At 70.4% G+C, this 12,203-nt stretch carries 9 protein-coding genes and 1 pseudogene; 7 read left to right on the top strand and 3 right to left on the bottom strand.

What is annotated here, in order from left to right; genetic code table 11:
* The first annotated feature begins 47 nt into the window (after positions 1–47).
* The 4 genes and pseudogenes from ACZ7RU_RS36070 to ACZ7RU_RS36085 all read left to right on the top strand — a co-directional run.
* Complete coding sequence (locus ACZ7RU_RS36070) at positions 48–767, top strand: carbohydrate-binding domain-containing protein (RefSeq protein ID WP_470345236.1); 720 nt, start codon at positions 48–50, stop codon at positions 765–767.
* 266 nt (positions 768–1,033) lie between these two features.
* Complete coding sequence (locus tag ACZ7RU_RS36075; protein WP_470345237.1) at positions 1,034–3,436, top strand: glycoside hydrolase family 2 protein; 2,403 nt, start codon at positions 1,034–1,036, stop codon at positions 3,434–3,436.
* A 267-nt stretch (positions 3,437–3,703) separates the two neighbouring features.
* Entirely contained in the window at positions 3,704–5,074 is a 1,371-nt protein-coding gene (locus tag ACZ7RU_RS36080; RefSeq protein ID WP_470345238.1) for a histidine-type phosphatase, read from the top strand.
* Positions 5,075–6,100: 1,026 nt separating this feature from the next.
* Positions 6,101–6,341 (top strand): annotated as a pseudogene (locus tag ACZ7RU_RS36085) (IS5 family transposase); the annotation flags it as partial.
* A gap of 64 nt (positions 6,342–6,405) precedes the next feature.
* Here ACZ7RU_RS36085 and ACZ7RU_RS36090 read toward each other — a convergent pair.
* Positions 6,406–7,635: an amidohydrolase family protein gene (locus ACZ7RU_RS36090; RefSeq protein ID WP_470345257.1), complete on the bottom strand. Its 1,230-nt coding sequence runs from the start codon at positions 7,633–7,635 to the stop codon at positions 6,406–6,408.
* A gap of 95 nt (positions 7,636–7,730) precedes the next feature.
* Here ACZ7RU_RS36090 and ACZ7RU_RS36095 point away from each other — a divergent pair, with 95 nt between their 5' ends.
* The 3 genes from ACZ7RU_RS36095 (at position 7,731) to ACZ7RU_RS36105 (ending at position 10,147) form a co-directional block, all read left to right on the top strand.
* On the top strand, positions 7,731–8,195 hold the full coding sequence (locus ACZ7RU_RS36095) for a MarR family winged helix-turn-helix transcriptional regulator (protein ID WP_470345239.1): 465 nt from the start codon (positions 7,731–7,733) through the stop codon (positions 8,193–8,195).
* A gap of 447 nt (positions 8,196–8,642) precedes the next feature.
* Entirely contained in the window at positions 8,643–9,509 is an 867-nt protein-coding gene (locus tag ACZ7RU_RS36100; RefSeq protein WP_470345240.1) for an SGNH/GDSL hydrolase family protein, read from the top strand.
* 137 nt (positions 9,510–9,646) lie between these two features.
* Positions 9,647–10,147 carry a Dps family protein gene (locus ACZ7RU_RS36105; RefSeq protein ID WP_470345241.1) on the top strand — a complete coding sequence of 167 codons (501 nt, stop codon included), beginning with the start codon at positions 9,647–9,649 and terminating at the stop codon, positions 10,145–10,147.
* A gap of 300 nt (positions 10,148–10,447) precedes the next feature.
* Here ACZ7RU_RS36105 and ACZ7RU_RS36110 read toward each other — a convergent pair whose 3' ends face one another.
* On the bottom strand, positions 10,448–11,281 hold the full coding sequence (locus tag ACZ7RU_RS36110; protein WP_470345242.1) for an alpha/beta fold hydrolase: 834 nt from the start codon (positions 11,279–11,281) through the stop codon (positions 10,448–10,450).
* Between the two features lie 71 nt (positions 11,282–11,352).
* Entirely contained in the window at positions 11,353–12,183 is an 831-nt protein-coding gene (locus ACZ7RU_RS36115; protein WP_470345243.1) for an alpha/beta fold hydrolase, read from the bottom strand.
* Positions 12,184–12,203 lie beyond the last annotated feature (20 nt).

Genomic DNA, 12,203 nt, shown 5'->3' on the forward strand with positions numbered 1-12,203 from the left:
GGGCGCCGTCGGCCCGGGGGTGCCAGCGAACCAGGAGAGCAACCGTCATGAACCGCGTTCCCCAGGCGCTCGGCGCCGCACTCGCCACTCTCGCCGCCTCTGCGGCCTTCGCCCAGCCCGCATCCGCTGATACCGCACCCAACGGATACCCGTACTGCGTCAACGGCAGCGCCAGCGATCCGGACGGCGACGGCTGGGGATGGGAGAACAACCAGTCCTGTGTCGTCCGCGGCTCGCGGGCCGACACGGGGGGTGGCGGCACCGCCTGCCCCTCGGGCATGCCCTGCGGCTCCTACCTCGTCAGCGGTCTCGGCAGCCGCAAGGGCCAGGTACGGGCAGCGGGTGCCACCTCGCTCGACCTCGCGATCGCCATGCTGGAGAGCGACCGGATGGCCACCGACTACCCGTACGGCGACAACAAGTCTTTGGACTCCGCGAACTTCGGAATTTTCAAGCAGAACTGGCTGATGCTCAGGACGTCGTGCGGGCAGTTCTCCGGCCAGTCGGCGGCGCAGTACAACAACGGTGCCGCGCTCAACTCCAACCTGAGCCAGGATGTTTCCTGCCTGCACCAGGGCCAGGGTCATTACGGCCTGGATACCTGGTTCGCCGGGCATCGCAACGGAGCCTCCGGTCTGAGCAACCCCGACACCGCCGACATCTCCCGCTACAAGGCCGCCGTCTACTGGATCAAGGCCAGGCTGGATTCGAACTCCGCCAACCTCAGCAACGACGTCCGGTTCTGGGTGCAGGTGCCGGCCATCTGAGCCGCCCGCGTCCGGAGCCGACGCACCGACGAGCCCCGCCCCGCGCCGGCTCCGCGGCGGCGGGAAGACCGCGCTGGACCAGTCCCCGGCAGTCACGTCGAACGCGGCTGGTGAACCGATTTAGCCAGAAGGCTGTGCCGTCCTTTGCAATCGCCGCCTCTAGCGGCCAAGATAGTGAACCTAACCGGTTAATAGACAGAGATTGCCATGCGGACTACCGTCACTGGCGCCACCGACAAGCCCGGCCACCGGACAGGAGCCGCACCATGAAGGAAGTCACTCAGCTCGACCAGGGCTGGGCCCTGCAGTACGAGGGCGAGCATGTGCCCGCGTCGGTCCCGGGTTGCGTTCACACCGATCTGTTGAACGCCGGACTGATCCCGGACCCGTTCCTCGCCGCCAACGAGAACGATGTCGCCTGGGTCGGCCGCCGTGACTGGACCTACACCACCCGCGTGGCGCCGGTCAGCGCCCACGAGCGCACGGACCTGGTGTTCGCCGGCCTGGACACCGCTGCCCGGATCACCCTCGGGGCGGCGGAACTCGGCCGCACCCGCAACATGCACCGGAGCTACCGCTTCGACGTCACCGGTCTGGCCGGCGAGCTGGCCGTCCACTTCACCAGTGCCTATCAGGAGGCCGCCGAGACCCGGGCACTCACCGGCGCCCGCCCCAACGTCTACCCCGAGCCCTTCCAGTACATCCGCAAGATGGCCAGCAGCTTCGGCTGGGACTGGGGCCCGACCCTGCCCACCGCCGGAATCTGGCGCCCCGCCCGCCTGGAGCACTGGTCCACCGCCCGCATCGCTCAGGTCCGGCCCCTGGTGACGGTCGCCGAGGGCGACGGCCGCGTCGAACTGCACCTCACCGTCGAGCGCACCGCCACCGGCACGACCCATCCGCTCACCGTCCGGGCTGCCGTCGCGGGCACGAGTGCCGAAACCGTGCTCGACGGCGACGCCGCCGTACTCGTCCTGGCGGTCCCCGGTCCCGAACTGTGGTGGCCGCGCGGCCGGGGCGAGCAGCCGCTGTACGACCTCGACGTCACCCTCTCCGACGCCACCGAACCGCTGGACACCTGGCACCGCCGGATCGGCTTCCGCACCGTCGAACTCGACCGCTCCCCCGACGAGGACGGCACCGGCTTCACTCTGGTCGTCAACGGCGAGCGCCTCTTCGCCCGCGGCGTCAACTGGATCCCCGACGACACCCTGGTCAGCCGCGTCACCCCCACTCGCTACCGGGAGCGCCTCACTCGTGCCGCCGAGGCCAACATCGACCTCATCCGGGTCTGGGGCGGTGGCATCTACGAGGACCACGCCTTCTACGACGCCTGCGACGAACTCGGCCTGATGGTCTGGCAGGACTTCCTCTTCGCCTGCGCCGCCTACCCCGAGGAGCAGCCGCTGCGCGGCGAGATCGAGGCCGAGGCCAGGGAGAACGTCGTCCGCCTCATGCCGCACCCCTCGCTCGTGCTGTGGAACGGCAACAACGAGAACCTCTGGGGCTTCCGCGACTGGGACTGGGAGCCGGAACTCGCCGGCGACTCCTGGGGCGAGGGCTACTACCTCGGCCTGCTGCCCCGGACCGTCGCCGAACTCGACCCCACCCGCCCGTACACGGCCGGCAGCCCCTGGTCCGGCAGCTGGGACCACCACCCCAACGATCCCGACCACGGCACCCACCACTCCTGGGAGGTCTGGAACCGCCGGGACTACAGCGAGTACCGCGAGAACGTCCCCCGGTTCGTCGCCGAGTTCGGCTGGCAGGCCCCGCCCACCCTGGCCACCCTCCGCCGAGCCCTGCCCGGGGAGGCCCTGGCACCCGACTCGCCCGGCATGCTCCACCACCAGAAGGCCGACGACGGCAACGACAAGCTCGACCGCGGCCTCGCCCGCCACTTCCAACCCCCGACGGACTTCGACCGGTGGCACTACCTCACCCAGGTCGTCCAGGCCCGCGCCGTCGCCACCGGCATCGAACACTGGCGCTCCCACTGGCCACGCTGCGCGGGCACGATCGTGTGGCAGCTCAACGACTGCTGGCCGGTCTCCTCCTGGGCCGCCATCGACGGCGACGGCCGTCTCAAGCCGCTCTACCACGAGCTGCGACGACTGTACGCCGACCGCCTGCTCACCCTCCAACCGCCCGGCGTCACCGGCGCGCCCGAAGCCGCCCTCGTCAACCAGGCCGGACAGACCTGGGAAACGGTGCTGCGGCTGCGCCGGCTCGCCGCGGACGGCACCATCACGGCTCAGACCGAACTTCCGGTGCGGACGAACGCCCGTTCGGTGACCCGGCTGGTGGTCCCGCTGGAGCTCCTGCCGGCCGAAGGCTCGACCACCGAACTGCTGGTGGCCGACGCGGACGGGCAGCGGGCCGTCCATCTCGCCGTCGCGGACCGCCACTTCGCCTACCCGAAGCCCCAGTTCGACGTCACCCTCGCACTGGCCGAGGACATCGACGGTGCAGTCGAGGTCACCGTCACCGCTCGCACCCTGGTCCGTGACCTGCTGCTCCAGCCCGACCGGCTCAGCCCCTCGGCGACGGCCGACCGTGGCCTTGCCACCCTGCTGCCTGGTGAGCAACTGCGCATCCGAGTCGCCGGATGCGGTGACGTCGGCGTCGACGACGTCCGGGCAGCGCTGTTCTGCGTCGAACCGGCCTGACCGGTCGGCCTCGGCCAATCCCCGGTGGCTCTGCCTCAGACGGGCAGGCCCACCGGGTACCGAACACGACATCGCGGCGTCGGGGCCGTCAGCCGCGCCCATCCGCCCAGCCGACACCGGCGGAACCGGCCCCGGCAGCCGGCGACGGCCAGCGTTCGACTGCCCTTCACCCGGAACCCCAAGGGGCGCCCACGATCTTTCCCCCATCCCTGCGAAAATCCGGTCGCCACCACCGGCCGACAGAACACAGCAAACCCGAAGGGCGACATGAAGCGTCACGCCACCGTCTCCGCCGTCGTCGCCGTAGCCCTGAGCGCCGGCGTGCTGTCCACCGCGGGTACCGCGTCAGCCCGCGACTGGACCGGTACGCATTACGCCCATCAGGAGCTCTACGGCACGAAGGCCCCCTACGCACCGCAGGAGAAGCCCAACCGCTACCAGAAGCCGCCGCAGGGCTTCAACCCGGTGTTCACCGAGAACGTCGCCCGCCACGGCTCCCGAGCCATGACGAACAGCGACGACGGTGACGCGGTGCTCGCCGTCCTGCGCTCGGCCCAGCAACAGAACGCCCTCACCGGCCTCGGCGCGGAACTCGGTCCGCAGGTGCGATCACTCCTGGACGCCGCGTCCACCCTCGGCTACGGCAACCTCTCCGCACGCGGGGCTGACGAGCACCGCCAGACCGCGCTGCGCATGGAACAGCGACTCCCGTCGCTGTTCCACGCCATCGCAGCCCGGCACGAGCCCGTCGTAGTGGAGACCTCGGGTGTCCCGCGTGCGGTTGCGAGCGCCAACGCGTTCACGGACGGTCTCACCTCCGGCGATCCCGCGCTGACCGGTCTGATCAAGGCCCCGGTCACCGACAAGGACCTGCTGTACTTCCACAAGCAGCCGCAGAATGCCGACTACCAGGCCTACCTGAAGAGCGACCCGGATCTGGCCGCCGTCCTCGCGCGGATCGAGGACGACCCGCGAACCGACGAGGCCGCGCGGCACGTCGCGGCGCGCCTGTTCCAGGACGACTTCATCGCGGCGATGTCCGACGAGGAGCAGGTGTCCTTCGCCCGTTCGCTGTACCAGCTCTACAGCGCGGCGCCCGATCTGAGCGTCGAGGCGCCGGGTGTCGACCTCACCGGCTTCCTCACCCCGCGCGACGCCCAGTGGTTCGCCTACCTGGACGACGCCGAGGAGTTCTACCAGAAGGGCCCCGCCTTCAGCGGCCGCACGATCACGTACAAGATGGCCGGCGTCCTCCTCGACGACCTCCTCGCCCAGGCCGGGGCCAAAGCCGCAGGCACCAGTGACAAGGGCGCGGTGCTCCGGTTCACCCACGCCGAGGAGATCGAGCCGCTCGCCGCCCTCATGGGTCTGCCCGGAAGCACCGAGCCCGCCGAACCCGGGACGCCGTACACGTACCGGAACAACCCGTGGCGCGGTGCCGACGTCGCACCGATGGCCGCGAACATCCAATGGGATCTGTTCGCGAACACGCCCGCGCCCGGAGAGCCCGCCAGGTACCTCGTGCGCATGCTCTACAACGAGAAGGAGACCGCATTCAAGCCCTCCTGCACGCCCGTCGCCAAGGATCGCCACTTCTACGACCTCAACGAGCTCAAGCGCTGCCTGCAGCACAGTTGACCCCGTCCGGCCCGTTCCACCGCGCCGCACGCCAGCTGTCACGCGGCCCGGCAGGTGTTCACCGAGCAGGCCGAGGAGCCCTGCGGGCGGCAGGGACAGTGCAGGAGGTGAACCGATCCGGCAGGACGGCCGTCACCCAAGCCATAGCCCCACGACACGCGTCAGCACAGGGCTTGTGTTGTGGGGCTGCACCGGGCGGGATACCAGGTGGCTACGGTGACTGATCAAAGCCAAGCGCCGCCCGGTTCGGGCACCCGGGTGTCGTCTTCGACCGACTGGTACTGGGGCTGCGGTGCCGCTGGACAGCAGTGACGAGCAGGAACAACGGTTTGCGCGCCCTTGCTCGGTCGCCAGCTGCAGCTTGGTGGTCAGCCCGCCGCGGGAGCGCTCCAGGCCGTGGTCGTCGGGCTCGGTATCGACGCCTCGGGGAGGCTCCTGTGGGCGTGGGAGACCCCTCATCATGCGCTTCGGCGGTGTGCTGGTGGGACGATGGTGAAGTCCACGCCCACGTCCCATGTGATCAGGCCTTTCATGCCAGCTTCGGCCTGCAATCGCTCCACATGCCGTCACGCTTCCACTTCCGGATCAGGTCGTCGGCCCGGGGCCCTCGGCCCAACCTGGCGCTGGCGGCTGCCAGCCGGCCCGTAGTCGGCTCCGGCCGACGACCGTATGCAGTTGGTCCTCGTCGAACTGACGCGGCGTCATCGTCCTGCTCGTTATCGCCGTTGCTCGTCCCGTCGCGACGGTGGCCTCCACTCCGCCGGTCGCGTCTCGGACGTCCTCGCCGACCGCACCCCTGGCCGGCACCGCTGCATCACCCACCCGGGGCGGCGGGGCGGAGGCCCCGGACGGCGACTCTCCCGGACGCCACGACGGGAGCAACTATGACCACCTCCCCCCGAGGGCGAGGAAGCACACGACGCCGAGCCCGGATACCCGGCAGGAAGAAGGGGAACTGCAACGAACCCCACCGCAAGTGCCGCGTGGCCGGCGCCACCGCCACCTCCTCGAAGGGCCTGGCCCTCACATGCCGGAGCCCTCGGCATCGACGTCGAGATCGTCCGCCGCGCCCCCGCCACCAGGGGATTCGCCGTCCAGCCCCGCCGCTGGGCAGTTGAGCAGGCCTTGGGCCGGCTCGTGAACCACCGCCGTCTCGCCCGCGACCACGAAGCCCTCTCCGCCCGCTCCGAAGCCCGTGGTCCACCTCGCGATGGTCAGCCTCATGACCCGCCGACTCGCCGGCGAATCAACCCCGGCCTGGCGCGGAACACGAGCCCCGGGCCCGGGGACGAAACGCCCCGTTATGGCGCGGCCCTGGATCGGATGGGGGTTCAGGCCGCCAGGCGGGTGCCGCGGCGCCACACCGCGCGGGTGTTGAGGGTGTCGGAGATGGTGATGGTGGGATCGCCGTCGACCAGGAGCAGGTCGGCGCGCAGGCCCTCGGCAATCCGGCCGCGGTCGGAGAGGTGGAAGCGGCGGGCGGTCGTGGCGGTGGCCGCGCGCAGCGCCGCCGCGGGGGACAGGCCGGCTGCCACGAGGTGCTGCAACTCCTGGTGGACGCTGGCGCCGTGGGCCAGGCCGCCGAGGAACGGCACGGGCTGGGAAGCGTCAGTGCCCACCAGCAAGTCAACCCCCGCGTCGGCGAGGGCCTTGACGCTTTCCAGAACGTGCTGGAGCTTGCCCTGGGGGTAGTGGCCGAAGCAGGAGCGCAAGGTGGCGTCCCAGTCGGTGTCCAGGCGGGAGGCCACGCGCGGGTCGTCGGCCAGCCGGTCGCCGGTGATGCCCATCATGGAGGCGTCCAGCACGGTGCAGGGCACGACGAACGCTCCGGCGTCCTTGATCATGGTGACGATCTCGTCGGTCGCCGGTTCGACGAACAGGTGCACCAGACCGTCGATCCCGGCCTCAAGGGCCATGCGGGTGGCGTCGATGGTCAGGGCATGGGCGACGGTCAGCGCGCCGTGCTTCCTGGCCGCGGTCACCCCGGCGTTCAAGGTGGCCTGGTCGAGCATGGGCAGGCCCGGGTGCCCCTCGACGCTGCCGTCGTCGATCATGAACTTGATGTAGTCGGAGCCGTGCGCGATCAGCTGCGGGATGGAGGCCGCCGCTGCCTCGGGGCTGGTTGCGTCGGGGCGGTAGGGCGGCTCGCCCCGGTGACCGCCGCCCGGGCCACTGGCCTTGCCCGGGTGGAAGTCCTCAGGGAACAGCTCGCTCGGGTGCCCGCCGGGCGGGGTCAGCGCGAAGCCGGACGAGCGCACGTCGGCCACCGAGTCGTCCTCGCTGATCGATGCGCGCCGGTCGCGGGTGTTCGCGCCCTGCATCTCCAATTCGGTGGTGACACCGAACTTCAGGGCCAGCGCGAGAGAGGCGCGGTCAGTGTGGACGTGCGCGTCGATCAGCCCCGGCAGCAGCGTCGCTCCGGTTCCGTCGACGATTCGGGCCCCGCCCGGGGCGTCGCCGCCGACCTGGACGATCCGGCTTCCCTCGATCACGACGGTGGTGACGCCGAGTGGCTTCTCCCCGTCGAAGACCTGTGCGCCGGTGATGGCGGTAGTGCTCATGATCGTGCCTCGCTTCGGTGGACCAGCCAAAATCAATACCTTAAGTAATATACATGCGTTGGGTATGTCCATCTGGAGTGTCGTAGATTGTGGGTGTGACCAGTCAAGGGCAGCCAGTACACGCCGACGACGACGCGCTCCTCGACGACGTGGGGCCAGCACTGTCCCGGCTGCGCAGGCGCGTGGGCTCCGGACGTGGAGACCTGACCCGCAACATCGTCCTGAACGTCGTCGGCGACGCGGCAGGCCAGATCACGGTGGGGGGCGTTGCCGAGGAAATGGGCGTCGCTCAGCCGGTCGCCAGCCGTGCCGTCGCCGCGTGCATAGCGGAGGGCCTGCTTCGCCGTGTCGCCTATCAGCAGGACGGGCGCAGCAGCCTGCTCGAACTCACCGACGCGGGGGAGTCGGCGCGCAAGGCCTATGCCACTGAGCAGCGTCGCGCCTTCGAGGAGATCACCGCGCACTGGGACAGTGCGGACCGCCTGCAGTTCGCGCGCTTCCTCACCCGCTACGGTCGGGATGCGAGGTCCTGGACGGCCCGCTCCAAGACGGAAGGTTGAGCCCGACCGCTCGCTGAAGACCAGGGACACCTCGACTGTCGAGCCGACCTGGCCGCCCTCCGTTGCGATCAGCCTGTAGGTACGGAACGCACCCACGGCAACCTCCGGCACGTCCACGAAGCTCTCGACGCCCCGACCTGAAGCCGGCCCGCCCCGTCCGGCGGAACGCCCGCCCCGTCCGGCGGAACGCCTGCACCGCAGGACGGGCGACGACGGGAACCCGTGTCGGCACAGGCCGCCGGCGCGGCCGGGAGGCGAAGCCGTCCGCCCCCACTCTCCGCGCCAGAGCCGCGTCACCAGCCGCCGCCGGCAGAGGTGAACCAGCGCGTCCCCGCCGTCGTAGTGCGGTGAGAAGCGTGTCCGGGCGGACCGCACCGGCCACGCACGGCAATCCGACATTCATGGAGAAACATGGCTCGAATCACAAGGCCGCGAAGCAGTAGGGCCGTGCTGGGGATCGTGATGCCCCTCGCCCTGCTCTCCCTGGCGGGGCCGGCAGCGGCGGACACCCCTGTCAGCGCGGCGGTGCAGATGCAGCAGACGACCGGAGGCGAATACGTTGCCATGGGCGACTCCTACGCGTCCGGCGCGGGGATGCCCTTGGTCAACGACGCCTACTGCGACCGCACCGGCTACAGCTACCCGACGTTCGCCAAGGCGTTCACCGGCGGCGCGGTGTTCAAGGACGTCACGTGCAGTGGCGCCACCACGCGGCACGTCTGGAACTACCAGGGATCCAAGCCGCCACAGGCCAACGCCGTCACCCCGGCCACCAAGGTGGTCACGCTGACCCTGGGTGGCAACGACGTCGGCTTCACCTCGATCCTCACCACGTGCGTACTCGTCGCGTCCTCGAACCCTGCCGGCAGCCCGTGCAAGGACCGCTACAACGCGGGCGGCACCGACGTGGTGAGCGAACGCATCAACACCATGGAGGGTCGTATCCGCGACGTCGTCACCGACGTCAAGCGACGCGCGCCGGGCGCCAGGGTGCTGGTGGTCGGCTATCCGTCCGTCCTGCCTGACAACGGTGTCGGTTGCGCGGAAGTACCTTTCGCCAAGGGCGACTTCGTTTGGCTGCGGGACATGGCTAAGAAGCTCAACCGGGCCCTGGAGCGGCGCGGGGCGGGTGGCGGCGCGGGCGTGTCCTACGTCGACACCTACACCTCCACCATCGGTCACGACATGTGTGCGCCGCGGGAGGAGCGGTGGATCGAGTCGCTGACCCCCGCGCCGAACACCATGGCGGCACATCCGAACCTGACGGGGCAGCTCGCCATGGGCCTGGCCGTCACCGCGGAACTGGACAAGTAGTGACACCGGCCGGCGCGGCGGGCTTCGTCCTCGACGACCGCCCCGCCGGCACCCCGCGCCTGCGGCGGCGTCGACCACGGCGCTGACAGGAAGAGGCTGCCGGCCGACCGTCACAGGTTCAACCTCAAGGACAGAACGTGACTATCTCAGTGTTTCCCGACCACAGGCGCGGGAACGCGGCTGTCGCCGCGCGTTTCACCGCCTCAACGACGCTCGCCGCGGCGCTGCAAGCGATCCTGGCCGACCTCGTCGAACTGCACCTCCAGGGGAAACAGGCGCATTGGAACCTGGTCGGCCCCGGCTTCCGGGACCTGCACCTGCACCTCGACCAGGTCGTCGACGACGCTCGTGAGGCCGGCGACACCATCGCGGAGCGGATGCGTGCCCTGGGAGCCGTACCCGACGGCCGCTCGGGCACCGTCGCGACCACCACTACGCTGCCGGCTTTCCCCGGCGGGGAGCACCCGACCTCAGCCGTCGTCGCCCTGATCGCCGACCGCCTGTACGCCGTCGCCGACACCGTGCGCACCCTGCACGACGAGGTCGACGCGGAGGACCCGACCACGGCCGATCTCCTCCACGCGGTCATCAGCACCTTGGAGAAGCACGCCTGGATGATGGGCGCTGCCGGCCGCTGACCCGCCGCAGGCGACCGCTCCCGGAAGGGGGCCAGGCACACCCGGTGCCTGGCCCCCTTCCGCGTGCCCGCACCGCAGCCATCTGCGCGGGCGTGGGGAACGCACCCGCGAGGATGCAGGGCGTGGCGCGGCGTGGCGACGGCCACGGCCGGAGCCCGGGTGGGCCTGCCGCGGCATGTCGGTCACCGTCCGCTATGTCTTCGGCGATCGCCGACCGGCACAGGGCCGTTGATCGGGCCCTCTCCGGAAACGCCGTGGGCCCGCTCCGCCGGGAGGAGGCGGAGCGGGCCCACGGTGCGGCTACTTGGCCAGGAAGGCGAGGAGGGCGTCGGTGACTTCCTGGGCGTGGGTCCACAGCAGGCCGTGCGGGGCGCCCTCCACGACGACGTAGTCGGCCTTCGGGAGGGCCTGGTGGAAGAGCTCGCCGGTGGCCTCGATGGGGAGGATGCGGTCGGCGGTGCCGTGCAGGATCAGCGCGGGGACGTCGATCTTGGCGATGTCGGTGCGGAAGTCGGTGGTCCAGGTCGCCACGCACGCCAGGGAGGCGTACCAGGAGGCGCCGGCGGCGACGTTCCAGCTGTTGCGGACGGCCTCCTCGCTGATGCGGGTGCCGAGGTTCTCGTCGAGGTTGTAGAAGTCCTGGTAGAAGGCGGTGAAGTAGGCGTAGCGGTCGGCGGTGACGGCCTGCTCGATGCCCTGGAAGACGGTGCCGTCGACGCCGTCGGGGTTGTCGTCGGTCTTGAGCAGGAACGGCTCCAGCGAGGCGAGGAAGGCGGCCTTGGCGATGCGCGCCGAGCCGTAGGTGCCGAGGTAGCGGCCGACTTCGCCGGTGCCCATGGAGAAGCCGACGAGGACGGCGTCGGTGAGGTCGAGGGTGGTCAGGACGGTGTCGAGGTCGGCGGCGAAGGTGTCGTAGTCGTAGCCGGTGGTGGGCTGGCTGGAGCGGCCGAAGCCGCGCCGGTCATAGGTGATGACGCGGTAGCCGGCCTTGAGCAGGGCGGCGGACTGCTTCTCCCAGGAGTGGCCGTCGAGCGGGTAGCCGTGGATGAGCACGACCGGCTGCCCGGTGCCGTGGTCCTCGTAGTACAGCTCGATGTCGGTGGAGTTCTCCTGGCCGACGGTGATGAACGCCATGGTGATTGTTGCCTTCCGGTAGTGGTGGGTGCTGGGGTGGTGGATGGTGCAGGTCGCCGGCCGGACTCCGGTCAGCGAACGGCCCGGGCCGCGTCCTCCACGATGCGCGTGACAGCATCGGGGCGCGAGACGGACACCGCGTGCGAGGCGTCGATCTCAGTGGTGCGGGCGTGCGCCCGCTCCGACATGAACCGCTGGGCGGCCACCGGGATGTTGAGGTCCTGGGTGGTGACCAGGGACCAGGAGGGAATGGTCTTCCAGGCGGCCAGGGTGGACTTCTCCTCCAGAGCGGCGGCGGCGACCGGGCGCTGCCCGGCGGCCATCAGCCGGGCCTTGTTCGCCGGTACGTCCGCGGCGAACTGGCCGCGGAACTTCTCCGGCTTGATGTAGACGTCGGTGCCCTGACTGCCGTCCGGCAGGGTGTAGTTGACGGGCTCGATCGCCTGGCCGAGGGTGCTGCCGGGGAACTTGTCGGTCAGCCCGAGCGAGCTCTCACCGGTGTCGGGGAGGAACGCGGCGATGTAGACCAGCGCCTTCACCTTGCCCTCCAGACCCGCGGCGGCCTGGCTGATGACGGTGCCGCCGTAGGAGTGGCCGACCAGGACCACGGGCCCGTCGATGTGGTCGACGACGCTGCGCAGGTAGGCGGCGTCGGTCGCCGGGCCGCGCAGCGGGTTGGCGACGGCCACCACCGGGTAGCCCGCGCGCTGCAGCCGCGTGACGACACCGTCCCAGCTCGCGGCGTCGGCGAACGCCCCGTGCTCCAGCACGATCGTCGGTCGCTCCGGGCGGAGGGGTGCCGCACCGGCCGCACCGGGCAGGGTGACGGCGGCCACGGCCAGCCCCACGGCCGATGTGACACCGAGCAGGGCGGATCGGCGGTTGAGAAGGGTGGTGCGCATGCGTGAACGTCCTTGTTTCC

This window comes from Kitasatospora sp. NPDC114501, from assembly GCF_055633695.1.

Bases quoted from the DNA above. Each gene is read 5' to 3' on its own strand.
- ACZ7RU_RS36080 (WP_470345238.1), top strand. From the start codon at position 3,704: ATGAAGCGTCACGCCACCGTCTCCGCCGTCGTCGCCGTAGCCCTGAGC.
- ACZ7RU_RS36115 (WP_470345243.1), bottom strand. From the start codon at position 12,183: ATGCGCACCACCCTTCTCAACCGCCGATCCGCCCTGCTCGGTGTCACA.
- ACZ7RU_RS36090 (WP_470345257.1), bottom strand. From the start codon at position 7,635: ATGAGCACTACCGCCATCACCGGCGCACAGGTCTTCGACGGGGAGAAG.
- ACZ7RU_RS36110 (WP_470345242.1), bottom strand. From the start codon at position 11,281: ATGGCGTTCATCACCGTCGGCCAGGAGAACTCCACCGACATCGAGCTG.
- ACZ7RU_RS36070 (WP_470345236.1), top strand. From the start codon at position 48: ATGAACCGCGTTCCCCAGGCGCTCGGCGCCGCACTCGCCACTCTCGCC.
- ACZ7RU_RS36075 (WP_470345237.1), top strand. From the start codon at position 1,034: ATGAAGGAAGTCACTCAGCTCGACCAGGGCTGGGCCCTGCAGTACGAG.